Source organism: Kribbella sp. DT2 (genome assembly GCF_049844575.1).
Classification (GTDB): Bacteria; Actinomycetota; Actinomycetes; order Propionibacteriales; family Kribbellaceae; genus Kribbella.
Genome location: NZ_JBNCLH010000001.1, coordinates 1,575,524 through 1,600,886 on the forward strand (window position 1 = coordinate 1,575,524; position 25,363 = coordinate 1,600,886).

A 25,363-nucleotide genomic window follows, 5' to 3' on the forward strand; every position below is an offset into this window, starting at 1 on the left:
CATTTTCGCCTTGGCTTGCTGACGCTGTCCAAGTGCAGGTGCGCTGAGGTCGACGGTGCTCATCGTGCTCACTGTGCCGTCTGCTCCAGTTGTTCGCCGTGCTTCAGGCTGGCCGCGGCGAGCCCCAGGTGCCGCGCGTCGTCGTCGATGCCCGCGGTCTCCTCGACCAGGTTGCCGATCACCTCGGCCAGCTCCGCGGCGCCGAGCGGCATGCCGCGGACCTGCGCGTACGACACGACGTCGACCAGGTACTTGGCGCGCAGCAGCATCGCCAGCTGACCCAGGTTCATCTCCGGGACGAGCACCTTGTCGTACGACTTCAGCACGTCGCCCAGGTTCGCCGGGAACGGGTTGAGGTGCCGCAGGTGAGCCTGCGCGATCTTGCCGCCGACCTTGCGCACCCGCCGTACGCCGGCACCGATCGGCCCGTACGTCGAACCCCAGCCGAGCACCAGCACCTTCGCGCCGTCCGGGTCGTCGACCACGAGCGGGTCGATGCTCCGGGCGATCCCGTCGATCTTGGCCTGCCGGGTCCGGATCATCAGGTCGTGGTTGGCCGGGTCGTAGGAGATGTTGCCGGTCTTGTCCTCCTTCTCCAGCCCACCGATCCGGTGGTCCAGCCCCGCCGTCCCGGGGGTCGCCCAGGCACGGGCGAGCGTCTCCGGGTCACGCAAGTAGGGGAGGTACGTCGGCTTGCCGTCGCCGGTCGTCGCGTTCGGCTCGGTGGTGAAGTTCGGGTCGATCTTCACCAGGTCCTCGACCTGCGGGATCTGCCACGGCTCGGAGCCGTTGGCCAGGTACCCGTCGGAGAGCACGAAGACCGGCGTCCGGTAGGTGACCGCGATCCGGGCCGCCTCGACGGCGATCGCGAAGCAGTCCGCGGGGGACTGCGCGGCCAGCACCGGCAGCGGCGCCTCGCCGTTGCGGCCGAACATCACCTGCAGCAGGTCGGCCTGCTCGGTCTTGGTCGGCATCCCGGTCGACGGGCCCGCGCGCTGGATGTCGCAGACCACCAGCGGCAGCTCGAGCATCACGCCGAGACCGATCGTCTCGGACTTCAGGCTGATCCCCGGACCGGACGACGTGGTCACGCCGAGCGCGCCCGCGAACGACGCACCGAGCGCCGCGCCGACGCCCGCGATCTCGTCCTCGGCCTGGATCGTCGTCACATCGAACCGCTTCAGCTTCGACAGCTCGTGCAGTACGTCGGACGCCGGGGTGATCGGGTAGGCACCGAGCACCAGCGGCAGCCCGGCCCGCTGCGCGCCGGCCACCAGGCCGTACGCCAGTGCGAGGTTGCCGGAGATGTTGCGGTACGTGCCGGTCGCCATCTTGGCCGGCTTCACCTCGTACCGGACCGAGAACTCCTCGGCGGTCTCGCCGAAGTTGAAGCCGGCCCGGAAGGCCGCGATGTTGGCGTCGCGGATGTCCGGCTTGCCGGCGAACTTGGTCTGCAGGAACTCGATGGTCGACTCGACCGGGCGCTGGAACAGCCAGGAGACCAGGCCGAGCGCGTACATGTTCTTGGCCCGGGAGGCGTCCTTGCGGGACAGCCCGAACTCCTTGACCGACTCCACCGTCATGCCGGTCAGGTTCAGCGCGACCACGTGGTAGGCCTCGAGCTCGCCGGTCTCCAGCGGGTTCGCGTCGTACCCGATCCGCTTCAGGTTGCGGGCGGTGAAGTCGGCGGTGTCGACGATCAGCGTGGCGCCGCGCGGCACGTCGCTCAGGTTGGCCTTCAGCGCCGCCGGGTTCATCGCGATCAGCACGTCCGGCGCGTCACCCGGGGTGAGGATGTCGTGGTCGGCGAAGTGCAGCTGGAAGGAGGAGACTCCCGGCAGGGTTCCGGCAGGTGCCCGGATCTCGGCGGGGAAGTTGGGCAGGGTCGACAGGTCGTTGCCGAACGATGCCGTTTCCGCGGTGAACCGGTCCCCCGTGAGCTGCATCCCGTCACCGGAGTCACCGGCGAAGCGGATCACCACGCGGTCCAGCTGCTTGACCTCGATGGCCATCTGTTCTGTCATCTCCAAGTCGAGCTTGGGCCCGGCGGACGCTCGTGAGCGGACCGCCGATCCCCCCGGTCAGGGCGATAACCCAATGTTAGTTCGGCTTTTGCCGCGAACCAGTGGTCGGCCCCGCCGGTCCACAGCCTGGGACGGGTGGTAGCGAAACCGCCCGGGGTGACGTAGAGCAGTCGCCCGCTTGCCATCTGTTGCCGCAGCAGGCAGTGTGTCAGTCGACTTGCAACGATCCAGCCGGGCACCGCCCGGTCTCGAGGGAGCTTGACCATGGGCGTTCGTGCCTTTCTGTTCTGCGGTACGACGCTGACGGCGGCCCTGGCGCTGGCCGGGTGCGCGGGCGTGATCGCTCCGGCCCAGAGCGCGATGGTCGACTCCGACACCACTCGCGCCGCGGAGACGGCCCAGGCCGCGCCGGCTCGGACGGTGAAGATCACCAGCGTGCGGACGACGGACTACACGGCCGGCGTACTGACTGTCGCCGGGACGTTGACGCCGGCGCCGGCCGCCGGTTCGCGGGTCGCGCTGCAGCGGTGGGACGCGGCGAAGGGCTGGCAGGAGATCGGGAACGGGAAGTCCTCGGGCGCGACCGTGACGATCTCGTCGAAGCAGCCCGGATCGATCCGGACCTACCGGCTGGCGATCGGCCCGCAGGCGCCGTACGCGGCGGCCGCCTCGGCGGCGTACGGGTACTCGCACTTCAAGTGGCGCGGCATCTTCGCCAAGCCGCTGCTCGCCTCGGGCGGCAAGGGGCACCCGGCGTTCACCGTGGTCACGGCGGCGGAGTCGCCGCGACGGGCCGAGGCCGAGCTGCTCGCCGACAAGGGCGGCGCGGTCTGGGGCGACGTGAACTCGGCCGGCTGCTCCTGGGTGAAGAACTGGCTCGGCAACATCACCGACGGCACGGTCCGCGTCTCGCTGCTGAACGGCGCCGCCGTGGTCGGCTCGGTCGACCAGACCCAGGAGTCCGAGACCTGGCTCAACCGGCAGATCCCCGGCGTCAACCGCCTCCGCGTCCAGGTCGCCGACCTGAAGTCCGGCTACGGCCCGCAGGTCGCGCTCGACTCGATGCTGCTCTGCACCAACTAGAGTTGCCCCCGTGTCGGAGGGCTACGGTGTCGTCGTTGCAATCGTCCTGCTGGGCCTGGGCGGCCTGGTCGGCGCGTTCGCCCTGAACCGCGCCCTGACGATCACGTACTCGACGCCCGCGAAGCTCACGACGTACGAGTCCGGCGTCGACCCGGTCGGCGAAGGCTGGGCGCAGATCCACATCCGGTACTACCTGTTCGCCTACCTCTACGTGATCTTCGCCGTCGACGCCGTCTACCTCTTCCCGTGGGCCACGGTCTTCGCCTCCGTCGGCGTCTCGTCCCTGATCGAGATGTTCGTCTTCCTGGCCTTCGTCACCGTCGGCCTGCTGTACGCGTGCCGCAAGAAGGTCCTCACCTGGGCCTAGGGTGTGTCTGACAATTCCCGCCTACTGCGCGGCACTCGGCACGGCACCTGCTTACTGGCACGTCGAGAGCAAGGACAACCTCGTCCGCCTGGCCGCCGACCAGGTCTGGCAGGAGGTTCCGCTGCCTGACCTCACCCAGCTCGACTGGCGGATGGCGGCTACGGATCTCGCGACCGGGCTGCACGCGATGATGACCCGCCACCCTGGCTGGTCCAGGCGCTCGCCGGGCACCTGCTCTACGGCCCCGGCAAGTCCCGGTACGACGAGCACACGCTCGACGGTCTGCATCAGCGGCTCACCAGCGCGCCCTGACTCGGCGACACCCCGCCCGCCGTCGAGCGGCCGGGGTCGGCTGTGCACCCCAGGAACAGCCCCGCCGGAGCCGGCTGCGCTTCCACGCGCAGGTCAGCTCTCTGAGAGCAGCTTCGCGATGGCCCAGTCCTGGGGGCCGACGCCGACCGACTTGAAGACCGTGCGGCCGGAGACCGCCGGTGGGTCGGCGAGCGCATCGCCGAGGTCGAGGAGCGAGGGGCGAGAAGTCGCGGTCGTCGAAGCCGGTGATCCGCCGTGCGACGCACCAGATCGCGCGAGCACGCCCGCCTCGATGGCGTCGATGATCTCGCCGGACTCCTCCAGCGCGGCCTCCTCCTGGTCGACGACGACCAGCGTCGCCGTGGCGAGCAGGTCGCGGGGGAGCTCGCGCATCGTCGGGCGGAAGGCGCCGATCGCGTTGACGTGGACCCGCTCGGGCAGCGCGTCCGCGCGGAAGAGCGGCGTACTGGACGACGTCGCGCAGCAGATCACCTCGGCGTCGGCGACGCTCGCCTCGATGTCGGTCCCGGACGTGAACTTCACCTCCGGGAACTCCTCGCCCAGCGTCGCGGCCAGCGCCGCGGCCCGTCCGGCATCCCTTCCCACCAAGGTGACTTCGGCGATTCGCCGTACGGCGAGCACCGCGCGCACCTGGTCGGCCGACTGCGCGCCGGTACCGATCACGGTCAGCCGCGTCGCGTCCGGATCGGCCAGCAGCTCGGTGGCGACGCCGACGACCGCGCCGGTCCGGAGCGTCGTGATCGAGGTGCCGTCGGCAACGATCTGCTCGCCGGAACCGGTCCAGATCAGCGTGGCCCGGATCGCCGGCACCTGGTCGAGCGCGATCCCGATCTTCTTCACCACCGCGGTGCCCGTCGGCGGGTGGTACGCCGACATCACCAGCACCGCGCCGTCGCCGAACACCTGCCGCGCCGGCAGTACGAAGTTCCCCGCCCGCAGCTCTCCGAACGCCGCCCGCACCGCGCCCACAGCCGCCGCCATCGACACCGTACGACGCACGTCGTCCCCACTGAAGATCTTCATTCCGAGCACCCTAGTGCGACCTCGCCGGCAGGTCGCTCGTGGTCAAGGCACTGCTCGGGCGCGAGGCGTCTGATCTCACTGTGCGTAAGTTGTTGGCCGGAACCTGGAGAGCCCTGGAGATTACTCACCGATACAATTTGCCCGAATATCACGGAACGTCACAACCGGTTGCCGTCCGGATTCGTTGCCTGATCACCTCGAATTGCTTGCTTGTGACAACGTTTTAAGGTTCCAAAGCGTCGCTTCGTAACGGATTGCGATGGAGCTATCGCCTTCTGGTCAAGTCGGGTCTATGGTGATTACCAGGGGGAACGGGGCGATTGCAGGACGGTGGGGATATGAGTTGGCAACTCTGGGTATTGGTGGCGGCAGCAGCGATCGGTGTCGTCGTACTGGTCACAGCGCGTTTCCGGAGCGCTCAACAAGTTCTGGATGAGCTGATCCAGTCGGTGGAACCGCGAGCGGGCGAGGTGGCTGAGCCACCCAAGGTCGAGCACCGGCCCGAGGTCGCCGCGAAGCACGTCGACGACCTGGCGCGGCACCGCAGCCGGCATCACCTCCGGACGACGTTCGTACCGCGCACGGCACACAGCCAGCGCAGCCGGCACTAGGACCAGGAGCAGGTCAGTCCAGTAGCCCGTCGCGGCGGGCTACTGCGGCAGCTTCGGTGCGGGAGCGGACGCCGAGCTTGGCGAGGATGTTGGAGACGTGCACGCTGACGGTCTTCTCGCTGATGTAGAGCTCCCGGGCCAGCTGGCGGTTGGTGCGACCTTCGGCCAGCAGCGCGAGCACCTCGGTCTCGCGGGCGGTGAGTGCGGCAGAGCCGACCGGGTCGGCCGCACTGCCGAGCTCGTCCAGCAGCGGCTGGGCACCCAGCCGGCGCCCGACCTCGGCAGCGAGCTGCGCCTGTTCGTTCGCATCCGCGACCCGCCCGGCGGCCCGCAGCGCCGACGACAGCCGGACCCGCGACCACGCCTGCTCGATGACGAACCCGTACCCGAACGCGTCGGCAGTCCGCTGCCAGGTCGCCACATGCTCCTCGGCGGTCGGCGGGTCGACGTCGGCCAGCCACCGCAGCCGCTCCCACTCCGCCTCCAGCCGCGCGAGCCAGGCGATCCCTTCGACCCCGAGCACGCGTCCCGGCGGCAGACCCTTCTCCGCGGTCGCATGCCCGTCGGCGAGCAGCTCGGCGCCACGCGCGACCAACTCCGCCGCCGCCGTCGGCTCGCTCACCACCCGATGGCACAGCAGCTGCAGTCCGAGCGCCGAGATCCGGATCTTCGCCAGGGGCCACTCGGTCTGAAAGACGTCGGCCAGCATCGACGACACGTCTGCGATCAGCTTCTCCGCCTCGGTGACCTGTCCGAGCTGCAGGTACGCGTCCACTGCGGGCTGCAGGCCGCTCAGCGGCTGCATGACGTCCAGCGCCCACCAGTTGCGCATCCGCTGCAGGTCCTCGGCAACCGTGGTGTCCCCGCGTGCGCCCCGCACCGACAGACCGAGCGACTTCAGCGCGGCACCCGCAGCGGCCGGGGTCATCGAGTCGGTCCGCACCGTCTCCAGCATGTCGTCCCACTCGCCGAGCGTGAACTGGGTCAACGCCAGCATCCGCCGCGCGTCGAACCCGTACGCCGCCCACTGCCGCCCGAGCTCGCGGGCGCGCTGCGCGGCGAACAGGAAGGCGGACTTGGCGTTGGTCAGGTCGCCGAGGTCGAAGTGGTTCGCGCCCAGCAGGTACCGGCTGCGGACCTCCGCGGCCGCGTCACCCGCCAGCTGAGCCCGTACGGCGGCCTCCTCCAGCTGCTTCGCCGCGGCGACCGGGTCGCCGGCGCGCTTGCGCAGCTGGGCCAGCGTGATCCCGGCATCGCCCGCGGCGGACTCCTGCCCGACCTCGCGGGCGATCTGCAGCGCCTCACGGGCCCAGCGCTCCGCCTCCATCGGGCGGCCGAGCGCGTCCGAGACCCGGGCGTACAGCGCGATCACCTGGGCCTTGAAGACACTGGACGGCTCGTCGGCGACCAGCCGGAACGCCTGCGCGATCGCCTCGTTGGCCTCCTGGTCCTGGTCGATCACCAGCGCGATGTCGGTCAGCGGCAGCAGCAGCTCGGCCCGCTGCAGCTTCGGGGCGTCCGGCGGCAGGTCGGCCAGCGCCTTGCGCAGCAGCTTCAGCCCGCGCAGGTGCTGCGAGGAGAGGGTCGCGGCCAGCGCGGTCTCCACGATCAGCCAGGTCTTGTCGATCGAGCTCAGCGCCGAGTCGCTCGGGAACAGCTCGAGCGCCATCTCGTAGTGCTTCAGCGCCTCCTGCGGCGCGGCGACCGAGATCGCCTCCTGCCCGGCCCGGACCCGCGCCTCGAACGCGGTGACCAGGTCGTGGGAGCGGGTCGCGTGCCCGGCCAGCTCGGCCGCCGTACCGGCGACGGTCTGGTCTTGCAGGGCCTTCGCGTACGCCGAGTGCTGGCGGACCCGCTCGCCCGGCAGGAGGTCGTCGTACACGGCCTCGGCCAGCAGGGCGTGGCGGAAGTAGTAGTTCGCGTTGCCGGGGTGCTCGATGATGTGCGCGTCGATCAGCTCGCGCAGCGCGGTCTCCAGCTCGCGGTCGGGCAGCCCTGCGACCGCCGTGAGCAGCTGGTGCGAGACGCGGCGGCTGGCGACAGCGATCACCCGGGCGACCTGGCGGGCGTCCTCGGACAGCGGGTCGAGCCGGACGAGCAGCAGGTCGGCCAGGTCAGGCGGTACGGCGCTGCCGTCGCCCATCGAGGCCGCGGCGACCAGCTCCTCGGTGAAGAAGGCGTTGCCGCCCGCACGGTCCAGGATGCGCCGCTCCTCGTCCTCCGGCAGGCGCTCGGTGACCAGCGCGTTCAGGAGGGCGCGGGACTCGGTCGCGTCGAGCGGGTTGAGGCTGACCCGTCGTACGCGAGGGTTGCGCGACCACTCGGCGATCGGGCGGCGCAGCGGATGACGGCGGTGCAGGTCGTCGCTGCGGTACGACACGATCAGCGCGAGCCGCTGCGAGGTCAGGCGGGTGAGCAGGAAACCGATCAGGTCCCGGGTCGAGTCGTCGGCCCAGTGGGTGTCCTCGACGATCACCAGCAGCGGCTCGCTGGTCGACAGCGCGGTCAGGGCGCCCAGTACGGCGTCGAAGAGCGCGGCGCGGTCGAGCGGCCCGTCCTGCGGGACCGGCTGCGCGCCGATCAGCCGGTGCGTCGGCAGCAGCCGGCCGATCGCCGGAAAGTTGGTGAGCACGCTCTCGACCAGGTCGGGGCGCTCGCCCGCGAGCCGACCGAAGATCTCGCTGAACGGCAGGTACGGCAGGCCGGCGTCGCCGAAGTCGGTGCAGTGCCCGACGAGCACGCCGAACCCGCGCTCGTGCGCGCCGGTGGCCACCTCGTCCAGCAGCCGGGTCTTGCCGACGCCGGCGTCACCGGACAGCAGAATGGCGCCGGCACGCCGCGTTTTCGCGTCGTCGACGGCGCTGAGCATGGCGGCCATCTCGGTCGAGCGGCCGACGAGAGGTGTCGAGGTCCAGGGCACGTCGTCCATCTTCGCCCCTGGAGCCGACACAAATCGACGGCAGCCCGGCCCACGACCGTCGCCTGAGCGCAGAATCTCCGCGCGGTGACCGTCCGTGCGGTTCTTGTACGCCGTACCAGCGCTGCTTTCGCCGGAAAGTGAAACGCCGTCCCTGACCGCGGATTGCGGGTCAGGGACGGCGTGCGCGGCGGTCATGCGGCCGGAGTGGGTCGCAGGAAGCGGCGCGCGTTCCGCGAGGTCTGCTTCTGCTGGGCCGGGGCCTTGCGGTGCTTGCGGCTGGTCGCCTGGAAGTCGCGCTTGAGGCGCTCCTGCCGGTAGGCGGTCTCCGCCTGGACGGACTGCTGAGTCGTGAACAACATGGTGTCTCCTCCTCTCAGACGTTTCGGGTGAACAGGTGGGCGAGGTGCCGGCGGGCCCGGGTGCTCCGGTTCGCGCGGCGGAAGTCGCGGGTGAGGCGCTCCTTGCGGTAGCTGACCTCTGCCTTGACCGACTCGGTGGTGTACATCGGGTGCCTCCTGGGCTGTTGCTTCCTCGACTCGTTGTTGATGGCCCTAATCTGCGCGTCTGAGGAGACCCGGCACATCGGGCTTCCTCCCTATCCCTGGGGGTGGGGGTCCCTAGGCGGGCGTAGGGATCCCGTACGGGATCCCTAGAGGGCGGAAACCGGGCCGGGAACGCACCAGCGCGACCGGGTTCCGGAGAACCTCGGTCGCGCTGGGGTCGAAGGGGTGGTCAGGCGGGGACCGTGCCCTCACATCGCGTGCCGGGCCCGCACCAACCGCGCCCGCGGCACGGGCGCCACCGGCGTACGGCGTAGGCGCCGGAACAGGCTGGGCCGCTGGTACTCCCGCCGCAGCAACTCCTGGCGGTAGGAGATCTGAGCTCGTACGAAGTCGGTGCTGTACATGCTGGTCCTCCGGGGTTCGTCGATACCCCGACACTCCGCCTCTGAGGACCGACCGCACATCCGCACTACTCCCTAGGCGAGGCGCCCGGGACCCTTAGGCCGCGCTCGGGTGCCTTAGTACGCCGCTCAGGCGCCACACCGGGCGCTCGGGTGCCGCTCAGCCGTCGCCCCCGGGCAACTCGTCGCCTCGGCGCCGGGAAGGCGGCGCTCAGGCGTCGGTCGGGCGGGTGAGGAAGGCGTCGAGCTCGGCCTGGGTCGGGCCGGTCGCCGGGCCGCGGCGGGTGACGGCGAGGGCAGCGGCCGCGTTCGCGCGGCGGGCTGCGTCCAGCGGGTCGATCCCGGCGGCGAGTGCGGCGAGGAACGCTCCCGAGTGCGCGTCGCCGGCGCCGTTGAGGTCCACCGCATCGACCCGGAAGCCACCAACCAGTTGGTTGTTAAGCGAGCAGCCGTCGGCTCCTCGGCGTACGAGCACGTGCGTGCGGCCCGGCAGGTCCTCGAGGGCTGCTGCCTCTCTCGCGTTGCAGCTGAGCCAGTCGGCTCGGGTGAGGGCTGTCTGGAGTGCTGCGGGCGGGATCTGTCTGACCAGCGGGCCGGGGTCGAAGAAGACAGTGCCGCGGAGGTGGGGGAGGTGCTGTACGAGCGTGGCGCGGTTGAGTTCGTGGAGGAGGCTGTAGCCGGAGACGTAGACGAGGTCGTCGTCGGTTGTCTCGGGGATGGTGGTCAGCGTCGCCTCGGCGCCGGGACTGGTGACGAACGTGCGCTCACCGCCGGCGTCGACAAGCGCGACGACGAAACCGGTGTCCAGCTCCGGATGTGGCGGTTGAGGAAAGTCGATCCCCTCGCGCCGCAGGTCGTCGCGCGCCTGGTCGCCGTACGGTCCGGTCCCGAGCACACCGCCGTACGACGTCGCCAGCCCCAACCGGCTTGCCGCGGCCATCACGTTGAACCCGCCGCCGGTCGCCCGCATCGACGACCCCGCGAGCACGTCCCCGCCGCGTTCGGGCAGCGCGTCGACGGTCAGCACGAGATCGACCACGACGTTGCCCAGGTGCAGCAGCCTCATCGGACCATCAGCAGCTCAACGGCCAGGCCCTCGAGGTCAAGCCGGTTGACCTCGGAGACCGTACGGCGTACGTCGGCCGGAAACGCATCGACCCCGTGACACGCCCCGACCACAGCCCCCGCGATCGCCGCGATCGTGTCGGTGTCACCACCCACCGAGGCGGCCACCCGCACAACGTCCCACGGATCCCCGAACCCGTTGGCCACAGCAAACGCCGCCGGCACCGACTCCTGAGCAGCCAAACTCGTCCCCACCAGCTCGTACACCAACTCAGCCGCGGCCCCCGGCCCCGGTGCAGCCTCCCCGTGTGCGGCGAGCGCGGTGACTGCCCACTCGATGCGGCGCGAGACGTCTCCGCCGGCTACCCAGTAGCCGTATGCGGCGGCCTCGCGGGCGGCGACGGCGGCGGCGCTGGTTGCTTCGCGGACCGTGGCCCCGTCGACTCCAGCGCTGACGGCTGCGGCGACTGCGGCTGCGGCGGCCAGGGCCAGGCCGGTGTTGTGCGTAGGCGCGCTGGCGGCGATCACTCGGTCGAGCAGCAGGTCCGGGGTCGAAGCGATGCCGACCGGCGTGATGCGCATGGCGGCGCCGTTGGTGGTGCCGTAGCGGCCGGTCTCCTTGATGTCCCCGCCGGCCAGCAGGGCGTCGAGGGCGCGCTTGGTCGACGGGCCGAGCAGATCCAGCGAACCCCGCGCTCGCATGTCGTCCTCCCACGCGAGCAGGCGGCGGGCGAGCTCGTGCCCGTCCACCAGGCCGTTGCCCTCGACCACCAAGCGACCCAGCAGGATCGCCTGCTCGGTGTCGTCGGTGATCGCTCCGGCCGGCATCCCCGCGGCCAGTGGTTGGTCGTCGGGCGCGGGGTGCAGCCCGTCCACCACCTCGCCGTACAGCGCGACAATGCGGGCCCTGGGCAACGATTGCGTCGGCATCCCGAGCGCGTCCCCGATCGCGAGCCCGTACAGGGCCCCCACCGCTCGCGACTCCGTCGAAGTCATCGCGGCGTCTCGCTGTAGGTCAGGTTCAGCTCGAAGTGCCGCGGATCCAGCAAACTGTCCACCTGTTCGGCAAACTGGTTGTCCGCCGTCCAGCTCGTACGCCGGCTGTGCAGAAACCAAGTGTTCTCCGGTCGCCCCAGCAGCGCTGCCTCGTCCGGCGAGAGCATCCGCGCCCGTAGCCTCTGCTCGCCCTGCGTCAGGTGCAGCCCGGCCCGCGTCAGCGTCGAGATGATCGAGCCGTCGTCCAGCCCGCGCGAAGGCAGATCGCGGAGCTGCTCGATCGCCGGCAGCAGGCTCCGTTCCAGCGAGATCGCCTCGCCGTCGACCAGCGACCGGATCCGCTCGACGACGATCACGTCCGGCGAGCCCAGCTCCAGCTGCTCCGCCAGCTCCGGGTCCTGGTCCAGCTCCAGCCGGAGGATCCGGACCTGGGTCTCGACCCCCTGCTCGGCCAGCGCGTGCGTCCAGCCGAGCGGATCGTCGAGCGGCCGCCCGTCGAACAGCACGAACGAGCCCTTCCCGGTCCGCGTCGTGATCAGCCCGTCCGCGGTCAGTACGGCGAGTGCCGAGCGGACCGTGTTCCGGCTGACGGCGAACCGCCGGGCCAGCTCGACCTCGCCGGGCAACTGCTGGCCGTGTCCGACCCGGCCGGACTTGATCTCCCGGGCCAGGATCGCCGCGATCCGCTCGTGCTTGAGGGTGACGCCCGGACTCACTGGCCGAGACCGCCCGCGGAGCGCAGTTGGTCGACGGTGACGATCTCCAGCATCGGCGCGTACAGCCGCATGATGTCGAGCGCCTTCCGATGACTCTCCTCGTCGACACCGGCACAGGCGTCCTCGACCACCTGCACCCGCGCCCCGCCATCCACAGCCGCGAGTGCCGTCGTGAGCACGCAGCAGTCGGTCGTCACGCCGGCGAGCACCAGCCGCCCGTCTGGCGCGACGGCATCCGCGAGCTCGCGCCCCCACTTGCTGAACGTCGGCTTGTCGAGCGTCGGTGCTCCGCGGAACTCGTCCACCAGCTGGTACGCGTACGAGTCCGGCGGCTGCAGCGCGAACGGCCACTGCTCGTAGTACGGAATCCAGGAACCGGTCGGTTCCCCGACCGGCGCGACGAAACGCGTGAAGATCACCTGCGGCGCGAACAGCTCGACCAGTTCCTGCGTCGGCTTGATCACCCGCTGGAAGTCCGGTGTCGCCCAGCCGCTCTCCGGCTCGGCGAAGATCTTCTGCAGGTCGATGAGCGCGAGCACCATCTCAGTCCACCTCCGCCCGTACGGCGCGACGCCGGCCGACGGACCAGCCGATCAGCGCGACGACGAAGGAGCCGGCCAGCGCGACCAGGACGCCGAGGTTCGCGAACGCCCACGAGCCCTGCTTGCCGCCGAGGCCGAACGGGTCGAGCAGGTAGCCCTGCCAGGTCAGCCAGCTCGCGTTGCCGTTCGTGACCAGGCCCCAGCCGATGCCGGTGGCAACGATCATGGTGGCGATCGGCAACCACCGGACGTCGCCGTACCGGCCGCGCCGGTCGAACAGGTCGGCCTCGGCGTAGTCGCCGCGCCGGGTCGCGACGTCGGCGAGCATGATGCCGCACCAGGCCGCGACCGGGACGCCGAGCGTGATCAGGAACCCCTGGAACTCGAGCAGGAACTGGTCGCCGAAGAAGACCACGTAGATCGTGCCGGCGATCATCACGAGCCCGTCGATGAACGCCGCGACGTACCGGGGGACCGGTACGCCGAGCGACAGCAGGGCCAGGCCGGACGAGTAGATGTCGAGCACCGCGCCGCCGACCAGGCCGAGCACCGCGACGATGACGAACGGGACCAGGAACCAGGTCGGCAGCGCCTCGGCGAGCGCTCCGATCGGGTCGCCGGCGATCGCCGCGCTCAGGTCGGTGGACGAGCCGGCCAGCAGCAGACCGAAGATCAGCAGGACGATCGGCGCGAGTGCCGCGCCGAAGGTGGTCCAGCCGACGACGCCGCGGCTGGACGCCGTACGGGGAAGGTAGCGGGAGTAGTCGGCCGCGGCGTTCACCCAGCCGAGGCCGAAGCCGGTCATCAGGAAGACCAGGGCACCGATCAGTTCCTGGCTCGATCCGCCGGGCAGTGCCGAGACGGTGGTCCAGCTGACCTGATCGGCGACCAGGGCGATGTAGACGACCGTGAGTACGCCGGTGACGACCGTGATGATCGTCTGCATCCGCATGATCAGGTCGAAGCCGAGGACGCCGCAGGCAACGATCAAGGTGCCGACGACAACCAGCGCGATCACCTTGGTGACCGCGCCGCCGCCCCAGCCGAGACGCTCGAACACCGTCGCCGTCGCGAGCGTGGCGAGGATCGTCAGCACGGTCTCCCAGCCGACGGTCAGCAGCCAGGACACCAGCGACGGGAGCTTGTTGCCCCGGACCCCGAACGCCGCCCGACTGAGCACGAGCGTCGGCGCCGACCCGCGCTTGCCGGCCAGCGCGACCAGGCCGCAGAGCAGGAACGAGAACACGATCCCGACCACGCCCGCGACCACCGCCTGCCAGAACGAGATCCCGAACCCGAGCGCGAACGCGCCGTAGCTCAGCCCCAGCACCGACACGTTCGCCCCGAACCACGGCCAGAACAGCTGACTCGGCCGCCCCTTCCGCTCGGCGTCGTCGATCACGTTCAGCCCGTTGCTCTCCACCGCGAGCGCCCTCGGCTCAACCCCCACGTCCACCTGCTCGGCCACAGCCGTCTCCCACCTGAGTGAACCTGTCCAGTCCTGTCCAGTCGAGGCTAGGTCGACGGGTGGGCGCGGTCAAGGAATCAGGCGTACGGCGCCTGTCGCCGACAGCTTCGGCCGGAGCTCGAGCGCGGCCCGCCCCGCCGCTGAGGCCTCGCTGTTCAGCGTCGCGTCGACCGCGTCCTCGACCTCGCCCGGCAACGCCGGTTCCCAGGCCTCGAGCGTGTCGCGCTGGTAGGCCTCCAGCGCCGCGTTCAGCCGGGTGAGCTCCGCACAGGGTGCGGCGGGTGGTCCTGGGGACGCGCTCGGCGTCGCCGACGGGCGGGCTTGTGGGCGGTCGACAGTGCAGGCGCCTGCTCCGAGGGTGAGCAGGAGCGCGAAGATCGCCGGGCTGAGCCGGCGGACGGTGCTCATGCCGGTCATCGTCGAAGCTGTCGGGCGGTGGTGATCGCCCTGGCACGAAACGGGCAATCCGCCGGGCTCTTGCTTGACCTGGAGCGGGGTCTAGCTCCTAGCGTCTGGGGTCGGACGCTGGAGAGGGAGTTGCTGTGGATCGGTTCGAGGGCAAGGTTGCGATCGTCACCGGTGCCGCGCACGGGATCGGGCGGGCGACGGCCGTGCGACTGGCGGCGGAGGGTGCGTCGGTTGCTGTGGCGGATGTCGACCTGGCGGCGGCCGAGCAGGTGGTCGGTGAGTTGGGTACGCCGGGGATCGCGGTCGAGTGCGACATCACCAGCCGGGCGTCCGTGGACGCGGCGGTCGCGGCGACGGTCGAGCGGTTCGGGCGGCTCGACGTACTGGCGCAGGTCGCCGGGCACAACCTGGCGAACCGGGAGGCGGTCGAGCCGGGCGACGCACAGTGGGCCCGGCAGTACGACTTCACGTTCACGGGCGCGGTGCGGTGCATCGAGGCCGCGCTGCCGCATCTCGTGTCCACCGAGGGTGCCGTCGTCCTGGTCGGGTCGATCAGCGGAGTTGTGGCCATGGGCACCAATCCGTACGCCGCGGCGAAGGCGGGACTGATCAGCCTGGTCGCCAACCTCGCGGCCGAGCACGGGCCGACCGGGGTGCGATTCAACGTCGTCGCGCCCGCGACGATCGCCACGCGGGCCTTCAAGGACCCGCGGGTGCTCGAGGAGCTGAAGTCGATCTACCCGCTGCGCCGGGTCGGGCAGCCGGAGGACGTCGCCGCCGCGGTCGCCTTCCTCGCGTCGGCCGACGCGGGCTGGATCACCGGGATCACGCTGCCGGTCGAGGGCGGCCTCACGACCGGACCGGGGCACCTGATCGGCTGATGGCGGCGGCCGGGCCGCGCCGCTGATCGGCTGACGCGGTGGCGGGGCCGCGCCGCTGAGTGGCTGACGCGGTGGCGGGGCCGCGCCGCTGATCGGCTGACGTGGTGGTGGCGGGGTCGCGCCGTCGCCGGCCCGGGCGAGCCGTCGTACGGATCGATGCCGACCGTCGGGGTGCTCGCCGAAAGGATTCTGAGACTAGGCTGACGCCATGGCTGATGAAGCGGTCCACCTGCCGATGCCGACGGTGCGGCCGGCTGTGGGTGCGCTCGCGAGGCTGGCGCCCGAGCCGGTGCGGTACCTGCTGAACTGGGGCCGCAAGTACTCGCTCTGGGTGTTCAACTTCGGGCTCGCCTGCTGCGCGATCGAGTTCATCGCGGCGTCGATGGGACGGCACGACTTCATCCGGCTCGGCGTGATCCCGTTCGCGCCCGGTCCGCGGCAGGCCGACCTGATGGTCGTTTCGGGCACGGTCACGGACAAGATGGCGCCGGCGATCAAGCGCCTGTACGACCAGATGCCGGAGCCGAAGTACGTGATCTCCTTCGGTTCCTGCTCGAACTCCGGCGGCCCGTACTGGGACTCGTACTGCGTGACCAAGGGCGTCGACCAGATCATCCCGGTGGACGTGTACGTGCCCGGCTGCCCGCCGCGGCCGGAGGCGTTGCTGCAGGGGATCCTGAAGCTGCAGGAGAAGATCGCGGGGGAGAACGTCACCAGCCGGTACGAGCCGAACGCGCAGGTGCTGACCCGCGGGCTGGTGGAGCCTCAGTGAGTGATCAGTCGGGCAAGGCGCCAGACCATGTGCTGACCGCGCTGACCGAGGCCGGGATCGCGGCGACCGGGTCGGACAGTTTCGGCGTACCGACGGTCGACGTACCGGCTGAGGCGTGGGTCGCCGCGCACGAGCTGCTGCGCGACGAGGTCGGGCTGATCTTCTTCGACTTCCTCACCGCGAGCGACGAGCTGACCGACGGGTTCCGGCTGGTGACGCACCTGGCCGACTTCTGGGGCGGGGCGCACGTCGACCACCTGCTCGTCCGGACGCTGATCCCGCGCGCGGACGCCGCGCTGCCGACGCTGTCCGAGGTGTACGCCGGCGCGAACTGGCACGAGCGCGAGACCCACGAGATGTTCGGCATCGACTTCGCCGGGCACCCGAACCTCGTCCCGCTGCTGCTGCCCGACGAGTTCGAGGGCAACCCGCTGCGCAAGGAGTTCGTCCTGGCGTCGCGCGTCGCCAAGCCCTGGCCCGGCGCCAAGGAACCCGGCGAGTCCGACCACGCCGCTCCCAAGACCGGAGCCCCCTCCCGCCGCCGCACGCTCCCGCCGGGCGTCCCCGACCCCGAGACCTGGGGCCCGCGCCCTCCCGGTTCCCCCGACCCGGACCCCCTGGCCCCCGCCCAAGCGGCGGCTACCCCGGCCCGCCCCCGCCGAGGAGCCCCCGGCGAACGCCGAGCCCGCAAACAAGCAGAGCCAGCCCCGCCCGCCGAGCCCACCCTGCCCACGGACGCGACGCCTGCTCCGCCCGCGGACGCGACTCCGGCCGCCGAACCAGCACCCGCCGCCGAGCCGGCACCTCGGGCCGAACCGGCAGCCGCAGTCGAGCCGACCCCGCAGGCCGAGCCAGCGGAGCCTGCGGTGCGGACAGAGGCGCCCGCGGACGCCGATCCGGCCGAAGGGAAAAGCTCGGACCGGGCCGACGGTCAAGCCTGAGGAAGTCGCTCGACCGGCTGGCCGGTGACACCGGCGATCAGCTCGAAGTCCTTGTCGAGATGCAAGACGGTCAAGCCGGCGAGCTCGGCGGTCGCCGCGATCAACAGGTCAGGAACCGACGGAGCCCTGTGCTGTCCGTCCGCGGCGAGCAACGCCTGAACGGCGACCGCCCGTGCCTCGATGGCAGGTGTGGAATTCTCGACGGGCATCGACGAGATCGGTGGGTGCCGCAGCGTCAGCCGGTGCTCCTCGGTCGAGCGGGTCGAGAAGCCCACCTCGAGCAGCGTCACCGTGGCGATGTGCACGAGTCCGCGATCGATCCGGTTCGCCCACTGCTCGATCTGTGGTCCGTCGCCGAGCCGTACCAGCGCAGACTTGTCGATCAGCCACCGTGTGTCAGTCACGACCAGGCCTGATCCATGACCTCACGGTCGCCGAGATCCCGAACGGAGTGGGCGAACCGGCGCAGGTGTGCCGCGGTCACCGTCTCATCGGTCCGGACGGCCTCCTGGCTGAGCCGACGCCGCAGGTACTCGTTGCGCGACATGCCCAGGTGATGAGCCCGGCTGTCGATCGCCGCCAGTACGTCGTCCGGTACGTCCCGAATCAGAACATCACTCATGGAGACCTCCTTTTGATATCTGATGATATCACCAGCTCAGCTGACCGGTTCGGTGAAGTAGAAGACCTCCTCGCGGGTGATCTTCCCGGCAGTGACCGTGTACAGCGACAGCTTCGTCGTCTCCGGCTCGTCGCCGGCGAAGTGGAACGTGAACCGCGCCGCGAAGTGATCGGGCGACACCAGCGGGCCGAGGATGTCGACCCGGCTGATCTCGTGTCCCTCCAGCGTCCGCACCGCGTTCTCCATGATCGCGAGCTGCCCGACCAGCTCACCCTCGTACTCCGAAGGCGACACCCGTACGACGTCCGCCGCCTGCACCTTGCCCGCCCGCGCGAACTCGCCGCTCCGGAACGCCCCGACGAACTCCTCCGCGACCTCCTCCGTCGACAGCACCCGGAACTCGTCCGCGTGCTCGCGGACCCATTCCTGGTAGGTCCGGCCGGGGCGTCCGGTCAGTTCGCGGTACGTCGAGTGCACCGGCTCAGGTGTGTCGACCAGCGACTCCCAGTACCGCAGACCCGAGTCGACGAACACCGGATCCGCGCCGGCCGCGAACATGGCCTCGCGGGCCTGCTCGGCCGACTGCTCCTCGACCCGGAGCTCCTTCCCGATCACCGCGCCGATCGCCGCGACCTGCTCCTCCTGCGTCAGCACCTCCGGCCCGGTCAGCACGTACTTCTTCCCGCTGTGGGCCGCGTCGAGCAACGCGAGCACCGCCACGTCCGCGATGTCCCGCTCGTGGATCAGCGACCGCCCGGCCTTCGGTGACGGCATCGTGACGACCCCGCCCGACCGGATCTCCTCGGCCCACTCCCGCGTGTTCGCCGCGAACCCGCCCGGCCGCACGAACGTCCAGTCGGCCCCCGACTCGACGATCAGTTCCTCGACCTGACCCCACACCCCGTTCTGCTCGGCCGGCTGGTCGTCGTCCACGTTCAGCGCCGACAGGTAGACCACCCGCGAAACCTGCTCGGTCAACGCCGCGACAACCGGCGCCGCACCCTCCGCGCTGTACGACGGCCACAGCAGGAACGCCACCTCGGCTCCCGCCGCGGCCTTCCGTACGGCCTCCGGGTCGGTGATGTCGCCCACCGCCAGTTCGACCCCCGCGGGCAGTCCGGCCAGCAACGGCTGCCGGACCAGCGCCCGGACGTCGGCGCCCGCTGCCAGCAGCCCGTCGATGACGTGCCGTCCCGTGTTCCCGGTGGCTCCGGTGACCAGAATCATGTCCACTCCTTCGCTTGGTTTCCCCCAGCCTCGGACCTGAACGATGGTTGAGGTCAAGTCGGAGTCGATAGGGTGCGCACATGCTCGAGTTCGTACTGAGGGTCGTCGGCGTACTGGTCGCGTTCCTCGTCGCGCCGCTGGTGGTCGGTCAGGCCGAGCACAAGGTGATGGCGCACATGCAGTCGCGGCTCGGGCCGATGTACGCCGGCGGCTTCCACGGCTGGGCGCAGCTGGTCGCCGACGGGGTCAAGTTCGTCCAGAAGGAGAGCGTCACCCCGGCCGCCGCGGACAAGCACGTCTTCGAGTGGGCGCCGGTCGTCGCGATCCTGCCGTACATGGCGGCTTTTGCCGCGATCCCGATCGCGCCGGGCATCGTCGGCGCCGATCTCGACGCCGGCCTGTTCTTCGTGCTCGCGGTGATGAGCATCGGCGTCCTGGGTTCGCTGATGGCCGGCTGGGCCAGCGGCAACAAGTACAGCCTGCTCGGCGGCCTGCGGGTCGCGGCGCAGCTGATGAGCTACGAGCTGCCGTTCGTGCTGTCGGCCGCGAGCGTCGCGGTCGCGGCCGGGACGTTGAGCTTCACCGGGATCGTCGAGGAGTGGAACCCGTTGTGGCTGCTCTGGCAGCTGCCCGGTCTCGTCGTCTTCTTCATCGCCGGGCTCGCCGAGCTGCAGCGGCCGCCGTTCGACATGCCGGTCGCGGACTCCGAGGTGATCTTCGGGCCCTACACGGAGTACACCGGTCTCCGCTTTGCGCTGTTCCTGCTCGCCGAGTACGCCGGGATCGTGGTGCTCGCGGCGCTGACGACCGTGCTGTTCCTCGGCGGCTGGAGCGGCCCCGGGCCGGACTCGATCGGCTGGATCTGGGCGCTGCTGAAGATCGCGATCGTCTCGCTGGTGGTGATCTGGGTGCGCGTCGCGTTCCCGCGGCTGCGCGCCGACCAGCTGCAGAAGCTGGCCTGGCAGGGCCTGGTGCCGGTGGCGCTGATCCAGCTCGCACTCACCGGCATCGGCGTCGTCGTCTTCCTCTGAGTCGGGCGTACGGCGTACTGGCTTCAGGGTGTGGCGAGTGCCTCCGTCGGGGAGAGCCTCGACGCCCGGATCGCCGGGTAGAGGCCGGCGACCCCACCGATCACGAGCGTGGCCGCGATGCCGCCGGTGACTGCCCACAGGGGGATTACCGTCAGCCAGCCCTGGTACGCCGCGTAGACGGCGGTGACTCCGCTGCCGAGCGCGGCGCCGCCGAGTCCACCGAGGGCGGACAGCAGCAGGGACTCGGTGAGGAACTGGGTCCGCACCTGCCCGCGGGTCGCGCCGAGCGAACGGCGCAGGCCGATCTCCGCGCGGCGTTCGAGCACCGAGATCACCATGATGTTGGCGACGCCGACCCCGCCGACGAGCAGTGCAACCGCGCCGAGCCCCAGCAGGAGCCCGGTGAACGCTTCGCCCGCGGCCTGCTGCGCGGCGAGTGCGTCTGAAGGGCGGGAGACCTGGACCTCGTTCGGCGCCTCGGGGTTGGCGGTGGCGCCGAGGACCTCGCGAACGGCCTCCACCTGCTGCTCGGCCGAGCGGGTGTAGATCTTCGTCGGGTGCCCGTCGAAGCCGAGCGTGCTGCCCGCCGCCGGCCAGCCGATCAGCGCCGCCGAGTCGAGCTCAGGAGCGAGCGCGGCCGGAGCCAGTACGCCGAGCACGGTGAACCACTCGTCGCCGATCAGGATCTGGGTGTCCGGTCCCGCACGGGTGATCCCGAGCCGCTCGGCCGCCGCCGCGCCGAGCACGGTCGCCGGGTAGGCGCCGGTCGCGGCGTCGAGCCACCTGCCGCTGCGGATCGTGCCGCCGATGGTGTCGAGCAGATCCGTGCGGGTGGCGTACGGGACGATGCCGTTGGTCTCGACGACGGGGATCTTCCCGGTCCGGTACACGTTCGCGTCGTCCACCCGCCCGATCGCCGACTGCGCCCTGACCGGTCCGATCCGCCCGACCATCCCCTCGGCCGCCATCGGCAGCTCCGCCTGCTCACCGGTCAACCGCGTCCCCGGCTCTACGGTCAGCAGGTTGGTGCCGAGAGCGTCCAACGTCGCATCCAGCTCGGCCCGCGACGACGAGGAGATCCCCACCACGGAAACCATCGCGGCAATCCCGATCGCGATCCCGAGCGCGGAGAGGAACGCCCGCAGCGGCCGGGTCCTCAACCCGACAGCTCCCACCTTCAGCACGTCCCCAGGCCACAACCGGGCCGGCCGAAGTACCTCCCTCATCGGTTCACCTCCTCGGTGATGTGGCCGTCCCGCATGTGGATCTGGCGGGGGAGAGAGGCTGCGATGTCTCGGTCGTGGGTGATGACGACGACCGTGGTGCCGGCCTGGTTGAGGGTGTGGAAGAGGTGCATGACGCCGGCGCCGGAGTGGGAGTCGAGAGCGCCGGTGGGCTCGTCGGCGAGGAGGATCGCGGGGTCGCCGGCGACGGCTCGGGCGATGGCTACTCGTTGGCGCTCGCCGCCGGAGAGCTCGTGGGGCTCGTGGTCGACGCGGTGGGAGAGGCCGACGCGGTCCAGCGCGGCGGCGGCTCGGTGGCGGCGTTCGCGGGAGCGGAGGCCGGAGTAGAGCAGCCCGTCGGCGACGTTGTCGATCGCCCGTACGCCGGACGCCAGGTGGAACTGCTGGAACACGAAACCGATCCGGCTCGCCCGCAGCGCCGACAAGCCGGCGTCGGACAGCTGCGCGACGTCGTACGAGTCGAGCCGGACAGATCCCGAGGTCGGCCGGTCGAGCGTGCCGAGCACGTTGAGCATCGTCGACTTGCCGGACCCGGACGGCCCGACGATCGCGACCAGTTCGCCGGGGGCGATCCGCAGCGTCACCCCGCCGAGCGCCGTGACGCCGCCCGGGTAGACCTTCGTCACCTCGTCGAGCGCGATCACTTCGGCACCCCCACGGCGTCCCCGGCCTTGATCCCGCCACCGGAGATCTCCACCCGGCCGCCGGCGAACAACCCCGTCTTCACCGGCACGTAGCGCGAACCGGAGGCGTCGCTCACCTCCACCCCGAACCCGCCCTCGCTCAACGCGAGCAGCGCAGCGACCGGCACGGTCAGCACGTTCCGGCGTTCCGAGGCGACGAAGCTCACGTCGACGGCCGCCGTCGGGTACGCGGCCAGCGCCTTCTGGTTGTCGATGGCAACGATCACCTCGAGCTCGGTGGTCGGCTCCTGGTCCTGCCCGGTGGCCGGCACGATCACCCTCGACACCTTCTCGACCTTGCCCGGCACCGCGCTGTCGTCCGGCAGCGAAACACTCACCGCAGCGCCCTTCTTGGCCAGCCGCAGGTCAGCAGCCTCCAGCCGGACGGTCACAGCCTTCCGCGTCCCGGTGTAGGTGAGCACGGTCTGCCCGGGCCCGATCGGAGCACCCACCCGAGCGGTGACGCTGTCCACCCGTACCGGCCCGGCAGCAAACACCACCTGCCCCAGCTCAACAGCCCCCGTCTCCGACAGCCCCCGGTCCTCCTGCCACTCCTCGACAGCCTCGGCAGTGTTGGCGGTGTACTCGTCGTCCACCGTGAACCCGTCGTACCCAAGAGCCGCAAGGTTCTGCTCGAGCTGCAGCACGTCCTGCCCCTCACTGTCGACACCGAGCCGCCGGTACGCCGGCAGCGCGCCGTACATCAACGACGTAGGCGAGTTGTCGACCGAGTAGAGCGTCTGCCCCCGGTGGAGCAGCTGCCCGCTCTCCGGCAACGCGGTCACCGTCCCAGCGCGCCGCCCCACCGCAGTGCTCGCCGTCCCGTAGCCCAGCTCACCATCGGCGGACTCCGTGTCCTTCAACGTCTGCTGAGTGACCTTGGCCGTGCTCAGCGGCTCAGCCTGGTCAGCGGCCTGGCTGCTGTCGGTCCTGGTGAGCAGTAAGGCGCTGAGCACCCCACCAGCAGCCAGTACGGCGGCCGCCGTCCAGGTCGTCCGAGCCCTCATTTGCCGGCCAGGATGCTCTGGCAGGCGGCCTGCGCCTTCTCGAGGTCCGGGTCGCTGCCGGTCTCCTGGTCGATCATGATGCCGCGCTGCCCGGGCTTGGGGTCCGGGAACTTCTCGACGCCGTTCTTGCGCATGCACTCGGCGAACTTGCGGCCGTTCTCCTCCTGCTGCGGGTTCGGCCCGCTCTCGCCCTGCGGGTTGTACTTGCGGCAGTCCTCCATCGCCTGATCGACCTGCTCGCGGCTCAGCCCGGACTCGGGCCCGACCTTGAGCTGGATCCCCTTGCCCGGTTCGGGGTCGGCGATGTCGAGGCCGTGCTCGCGCAGGCACTGGGCGAACTTCACACCCTTCTCGTCCTGGCTCAGGTTCTCCGGCGCGGCCTCGGCGCCGGCACTGGTGCTCGGCTCCGAGGAGGAGGTCCCGCCGGATGCGACCTCGCCGGTCTCCGGATCGGATCCGCAGCCGGTCAGGGCGAGTACCAGCAGAGCAGCCAGCACAGACAGTCGTTTCATGAGTTCTCCTCAACAGGTGGTTCGGTCTCCACCAGCCAAGCCAGCAGCCCGTTTCCCGACCGTTTCCGCGTCCGCCAACGCGGAGGAAACACGCGGTCGGGGATGATGGCGAGAACGGAAGGCGGCGAGGCGTGCGGGTACTGGTGGTCGAGGACGAACCGTTGCTGGCGGCAGCGATCGCCGAGTGGCTGCGCGACGAGACCCACGCGGTCGATGTCGCCGGGGACGGCGCTGCCGCGCTGGAGCGCCTGGGCATCAACGAGTACGACGTACTGGTGCTGGACCGGGACATCCCGGTCGTGCACGGCGACGACGTCTGCCGCCAGCTGGTCGAGTCCGGCTCGCCGACCCGGGTCCTGATGCTCACGGCAGCAGCAGCTGTCACCGACCGGGTCGAAGGGCTCGGTCTGGGCGCCGACGACTACCTGACCAAGCCGTTCGCCTTCACCGAGCTGGCAGCCCGGGTGCTGGCGCTAGGGCGTCGCAGCAGACCGGCTGACCCGCCAGTACTACGGAGAGCCGGGCTGACGCTGGACCCGGCACGCCATGAGGTGTTCCGGGACGGCCGCTACGTCCCGCTGTCGAAGAAGGAGTTCGCCGTACTGGCTGAGCTGCTCAGAGCGGATGGAGCGACGGTGTCGGCCGAGCAACTGCTGGAGAAGGCGTGGGACGAGCACGTGGACCCGTTCACCGGAGCGGTGCGGCTGACGATCCTCAAGCTCCGGCGGAAGCTGGGGGAGCCCGGTGTGGTGGAGACCGTGACCGGCGTCGGGTACCGGATCCCATGAGGCTGCGGACGCGGCTGACGCTGATCTACGGCGGGCTGTTCATGGTCGCCGGGGTGCTGCTGCTGGGGGTGACCTACCTGCTGTTCAGCCAGGAGCTCGGCAAGGACCAGCGGGTGCTGATCAAGGGCACCTTCCAGTCTGGTGCCAGTACGACGCCAGGCGGCGCGCTGGACAGTCCGGAGATCGAGCGGCTGGTGGACGAGCAGCGCCGGGACGTGAAGGCCGCGGCCACGCAGTCCCTGCTGGTCCAGGGCAGCATCGCGCTGGTCCTCGTCGGCAGCCTGGCAGCCGGCTTCGGCTGGATCGTCGCGGGGCGCGTCCTCGCCCCGCTGCACCGGGTCACGGACACCGCCCGCCGGATCGCCGCGGCGCCCGCAGCGGGTCGCGGCCTGCACGAACGGATCGCTCTCGACGGCCCTGACGACGAGGTGAAGAACCTCGCCGACGCCTTCGACACCATGGTCGAGCGGCTGGACCAGTCCTTCGACGGCCAGCGCCGCTTCGTCGCGAACGCCTCCCACGAGCTCCGTACGCCGCTCACGCTCGGCCGCGCGCTGGTCGAGATCGCGATGCACCGCAAGACGGCCTCGGCCGACGTGCAGCAGCTCGGCGAGAGCCTGTTGGAGCTCAACGCCCGGCACGAGCAGCTGATCAGCGGGCTGCTGGTGCTGGCCGACTCGGAGAAGCAGCTGGCCGCGGTGTACCCGGTCAACCTGGCCGACGTGATCAGCCACGTCGTCGCGCAGCTGACGCGTGAGGCGACTGCGGCCGGCGTACGGGTGACTGCCGAGGCGGACGATGCTCCGACGGTCGGTGACGCGTTGCTGCTCGAGCGGCTGGTGCACAACCTGGTGGAGAACGCGGTCCGGCACAACGTGGAGGACGGGTGGGTGCGGGTGACCAGCAGGGAAGCGGCGGGCGGGCGGGTCGAGGTGGAGGTGAGCAACACCGGGCCGGACGTTCCGCCGTACGAGGTGGAGGGGCTGTTCACGCCGTTCCGGCGGCTGGGGGCGGACAGGATGGTCGGGGCGCAGGGGGCCGGGCTGGGGCTGTCGATCGTGCGGTCGGTGGCGGAGGCGCACGGTGGGACTGTGCAGGCCGCTCCGCGCGACGGCGGAGGGCTGAAGATCGTGGTGTCGCTACCTGTCGATCCGGGCTGATGCTGTTCGTGTAGTGGGTACAGCACTCACCAGGA

Annotated in this window: 28 protein-coding genes; 9 read left to right on the forward strand and 19 right to left on the reverse strand. The window is 70.6% G+C overall.

Translation table 11 applies throughout. The annotated features are described in order from the left end of the window. Positions 1-68: 68 nt before the first annotated feature. Positions 69-2,012 (reverse strand): 2-oxoacid:acceptor oxidoreductase subunit alpha, encoded by a 1,944-nt coding sequence (locus tag ACLQ2O_RS07435; protein WP_425829091.1) that lies wholly within the window; start codon positions 2,010-2,012, stop codon positions 69-71. 276 nt (positions 2,013-2,288) lie between these two features. Here ACLQ2O_RS07435 and ACLQ2O_RS07440 point away from each other — a divergent pair, with 276 nt between their 5' ends. Then, positions 2,289-3,107 carry a hypothetical protein gene (locus ACLQ2O_RS07440; protein WP_425828561.1) on the forward strand — a complete coding sequence of 273 codons (819 nt, stop codon included), beginning with the start codon at positions 2,289-2,291 and terminating at the stop codon, positions 3,105-3,107. A 10-nt stretch (positions 3,108-3,117) separates the two neighbouring features. Further along, positions 3,118-3,474 carry an NADH-quinone oxidoreductase subunit A gene (locus tag ACLQ2O_RS07445; RefSeq protein ID WP_425828562.1) on the forward strand — a complete coding sequence of 119 codons (357 nt, stop codon included), beginning with the start codon at positions 3,118-3,120 and terminating at the stop codon, positions 3,472-3,474. Between the two features lie 405 nt (positions 3,475-3,879). On the opposite strand, the gene ACLQ2O_RS07450 is transcribed toward ACLQ2O_RS07445, so the two are convergent. Then, on the reverse strand, positions 3,880-4,830 hold the full coding sequence (locus tag ACLQ2O_RS07450) for an ornithine cyclodeaminase family protein (protein ID WP_425828564.1): 951 nt from the start codon (positions 4,828-4,830) through the stop codon (positions 3,880-3,882). 338 nt (positions 4,831-5,168) lie between these two features. Here ACLQ2O_RS07450 and ACLQ2O_RS07455 point away from each other — a divergent pair, with 338 nt between their 5' ends. Next, entirely contained in the window at positions 5,169-5,441 is a 273-nt protein-coding gene (locus tag ACLQ2O_RS07455; RefSeq protein WP_425828566.1) for a hypothetical protein, read from the forward strand. Positions 5,442-5,454: 13 nt separating this feature from the next. Here ACLQ2O_RS07455 and ACLQ2O_RS07460 read toward each other — a convergent pair whose 3' ends face one another. The 10 genes from ACLQ2O_RS07460 to ACLQ2O_RS07505 all read right to left on the reverse strand — a co-directional run bounded on the left by ACLQ2O_RS07460 (position 5,455) and on the right by ACLQ2O_RS07505 (position 14,460). Continuing rightward, complete coding sequence (locus tag ACLQ2O_RS07460) at positions 5,455-8,370, reverse strand: helix-turn-helix transcriptional regulator (RefSeq protein WP_425828568.1); 2,916 nt, start codon at positions 8,368-8,370, stop codon at positions 5,455-5,457. 182 nt (positions 8,371-8,552) lie between these two features. Further along, positions 8,553-8,720, reverse strand: a complete 168-nt coding sequence (locus ACLQ2O_RS07465) for a hypothetical protein (protein WP_425828570.1) — start codon at positions 8,718-8,720, stop codon at positions 8,553-8,555. Positions 8,721-8,734: 14 nt separating this feature from the next. Next, the gene (locus tag ACLQ2O_RS07470; protein WP_425828572.1) at positions 8,735-8,866 is read right to left on the reverse strand and encodes a hypothetical protein; all 132 of its coding nucleotides are present in this window, start codon (positions 8,864-8,866) and stop codon (positions 8,735-8,737) included. 246 nt (positions 8,867-9,112) lie between these two features. Next, positions 9,113-9,268, reverse strand: coding sequence for a hypothetical protein (locus ACLQ2O_RS07475; protein ID WP_425828574.1), 156 nt, complete (start codon positions 9,266-9,268; stop codon positions 9,113-9,115). A gap of 208 nt (positions 9,269-9,476) precedes the next feature. Then, positions 9,477-10,331 carry a PfkB family carbohydrate kinase gene (locus ACLQ2O_RS07480; protein WP_425828576.1) on the reverse strand — a complete coding sequence of 285 codons (855 nt, stop codon included), beginning with the start codon at positions 10,329-10,331 and terminating at the stop codon, positions 9,477-9,479. Beyond that, positions 10,328-11,326 (reverse strand): ADP-ribosylglycohydrolase family protein, encoded by a 999-nt coding sequence (locus tag ACLQ2O_RS07485; RefSeq protein WP_425828578.1) that lies wholly within the window; start codon positions 11,324-11,326, stop codon positions 10,328-10,330. Before ACLQ2O_RS07485 ends, ACLQ2O_RS07480 begins: the two co-directional genes overlap by 4 nt. Next, entirely contained in the window at positions 11,323-12,042 is a 720-nt protein-coding gene (locus ACLQ2O_RS07490; protein ID WP_425828580.1) for a GntR family transcriptional regulator, read from the reverse strand. Before ACLQ2O_RS07490 ends, ACLQ2O_RS07485 begins: the two co-directional genes overlap by 4 nt. After that, positions 12,039-12,584, reverse strand: a complete 546-nt coding sequence (locus ACLQ2O_RS07495; RefSeq protein WP_425828582.1) for a cysteine hydrolase family protein — start codon at positions 12,582-12,584, stop codon at positions 12,039-12,041. The genes ACLQ2O_RS07490 and ACLQ2O_RS07495 overlap by 4 nt, the downstream gene beginning before the upstream one ends. 1 nt (position 12,585) lies before the next feature. After that, on the reverse strand, positions 12,586-14,052 hold the full coding sequence (locus tag ACLQ2O_RS07500; RefSeq protein WP_425828584.1) for a purine-cytosine permease family protein: 1,467 nt from the start codon (positions 14,050-14,052) through the stop codon (positions 12,586-12,588). 69 nt (positions 14,053-14,121) lie between these two features. Further along, positions 14,122-14,460 (reverse strand): hypothetical protein, encoded by a 339-nt coding sequence (locus tag ACLQ2O_RS07505; RefSeq protein ID WP_425828586.1) that lies wholly within the window; start codon positions 14,458-14,460, stop codon positions 14,122-14,124. Positions 14,461-14,594: 134 nt separating this feature from the next. Here ACLQ2O_RS07505 and ACLQ2O_RS07510 point away from each other — a divergent pair, with 134 nt between their 5' ends. From ACLQ2O_RS07510 to ACLQ2O_RS07520, 3 genes are all read left to right on the forward strand, one after another. Continuing rightward, on the forward strand, positions 14,595-15,341 hold the full coding sequence (locus ACLQ2O_RS07510; RefSeq protein WP_425828588.1) for an SDR family NAD(P)-dependent oxidoreductase: 747 nt from the start codon (positions 14,595-14,597) through the stop codon (positions 15,339-15,341). 208 nt (positions 15,342-15,549) lie between these two features. Next, positions 15,550-16,113: an NADH-quinone oxidoreductase subunit B gene (locus ACLQ2O_RS07515; protein ID WP_425828589.1), complete on the forward strand. Its 564-nt coding sequence runs from the start codon at positions 15,550-15,552 to the stop codon at positions 16,111-16,113. Continuing rightward, positions 16,110-17,054 (forward strand): NADH-quinone oxidoreductase subunit C, encoded by a 945-nt coding sequence (locus tag ACLQ2O_RS07520; RefSeq protein ID WP_425828590.1) that lies wholly within the window; start codon positions 16,110-16,112, stop codon positions 17,052-17,054. The genes ACLQ2O_RS07515 and ACLQ2O_RS07520 overlap by 4 nt, the downstream gene beginning before the upstream one ends. Here ACLQ2O_RS07520 and ACLQ2O_RS07525 read toward each other — a convergent pair. From ACLQ2O_RS07525 to ACLQ2O_RS07535, 3 genes are read right to left on the reverse strand one after another with little or no spacing between them, the layout of a single operon-like run. Beyond that, positions 17,045-17,458: a PIN domain nuclease gene (locus ACLQ2O_RS07525; protein ID WP_425828592.1), complete on the reverse strand. Its 414-nt coding sequence runs from the start codon at positions 17,456-17,458 to the stop codon at positions 17,045-17,047. The two genes, ACLQ2O_RS07520 and ACLQ2O_RS07525, sit on opposite strands and share 10 nt — an antisense overlap. Beyond that, positions 17,455-17,676: a FitA-like ribbon-helix-helix domain-containing protein gene (locus ACLQ2O_RS07530; protein WP_425828594.1), complete on the reverse strand. Its 222-nt coding sequence runs from the start codon at positions 17,674-17,676 to the stop codon at positions 17,455-17,457. Before ACLQ2O_RS07530 ends, ACLQ2O_RS07525 begins: the two co-directional genes overlap by 4 nt. A gap of 36 nt (positions 17,677-17,712) precedes the next feature. Next, the gene (locus ACLQ2O_RS07535) at positions 17,713-18,903 is read right to left on the reverse strand and encodes an NAD(P)H-binding protein (RefSeq protein ID WP_425828596.1); all 1,191 of its coding nucleotides are present in this window, start codon (positions 18,901-18,903) and stop codon (positions 17,713-17,715) included. A gap of 80 nt (positions 18,904-18,983) precedes the next feature. On the opposite strand from ACLQ2O_RS07535, the gene ACLQ2O_RS07540 reads away from it, so the two are divergent. Further along, on the forward strand, positions 18,984-19,934 hold the full coding sequence (locus tag ACLQ2O_RS07540; RefSeq protein ID WP_425828598.1) for a complex I subunit 1/NuoH family protein: 951 nt from the start codon (positions 18,984-18,986) through the stop codon (positions 19,932-19,934). 23 nt (positions 19,935-19,957) lie between these two features. On the opposite strand, the gene ACLQ2O_RS07545 is transcribed toward ACLQ2O_RS07540, so the two are convergent. Genes ACLQ2O_RS07545 through ACLQ2O_RS07560 form a run of 4 tightly spaced genes read right to left on the reverse strand, consistent with a single transcriptional unit; the run spans position 19,958 to position 23,380 of the window. Then, entirely contained in the window at positions 19,958-21,160 is a 1,203-nt protein-coding gene (locus ACLQ2O_RS07545) for an ABC transporter permease (RefSeq protein ID WP_425828600.1), read from the reverse strand. Further along, the gene (locus ACLQ2O_RS07550; RefSeq protein WP_425828602.1) at positions 21,157-21,822 is read right to left on the reverse strand and encodes an ABC transporter ATP-binding protein; all 666 of its coding nucleotides are present in this window, start codon (positions 21,820-21,822) and stop codon (positions 21,157-21,159) included. Before ACLQ2O_RS07550 ends, ACLQ2O_RS07545 begins: the two co-directional genes overlap by 4 nt. After that, a complete protein-coding gene (locus tag ACLQ2O_RS07555; protein WP_425828604.1) occupies positions 21,819-22,868 on the reverse strand; it encodes an efflux RND transporter periplasmic adaptor subunit in 1,050 nt (349 codons plus the stop codon). The genes ACLQ2O_RS07550 and ACLQ2O_RS07555 overlap by 4 nt, the downstream gene beginning before the upstream one ends. Continuing rightward, positions 22,865-23,380, reverse strand: coding sequence for a hypothetical protein (locus tag ACLQ2O_RS07560; RefSeq protein ID WP_425828606.1), 516 nt, complete (start codon positions 23,378-23,380; stop codon positions 22,865-22,867). The genes ACLQ2O_RS07555 and ACLQ2O_RS07560 overlap by 4 nt, the downstream gene beginning before the upstream one ends. 131 nt (positions 23,381-23,511) lie before the next feature. Here ACLQ2O_RS07560 and ACLQ2O_RS07565 point away from each other — a divergent pair, with 131 nt between their 5' ends. Next, on the forward strand, positions 23,512-24,168 hold the full coding sequence (locus ACLQ2O_RS07565) for a response regulator transcription factor (protein WP_425828608.1): 657 nt from the start codon (positions 23,512-23,514) through the stop codon (positions 24,166-24,168). Continuing rightward, positions 24,165-25,328, forward strand: a complete 1,164-nt coding sequence (locus ACLQ2O_RS07570; RefSeq protein WP_425828610.1) for a sensor histidine kinase — start codon at positions 24,165-24,167, stop codon at positions 25,326-25,328. The genes ACLQ2O_RS07565 and ACLQ2O_RS07570 overlap by 4 nt, the downstream gene beginning before the upstream one ends. Positions 25,329-25,363: the final 35 nt, after the last annotated feature.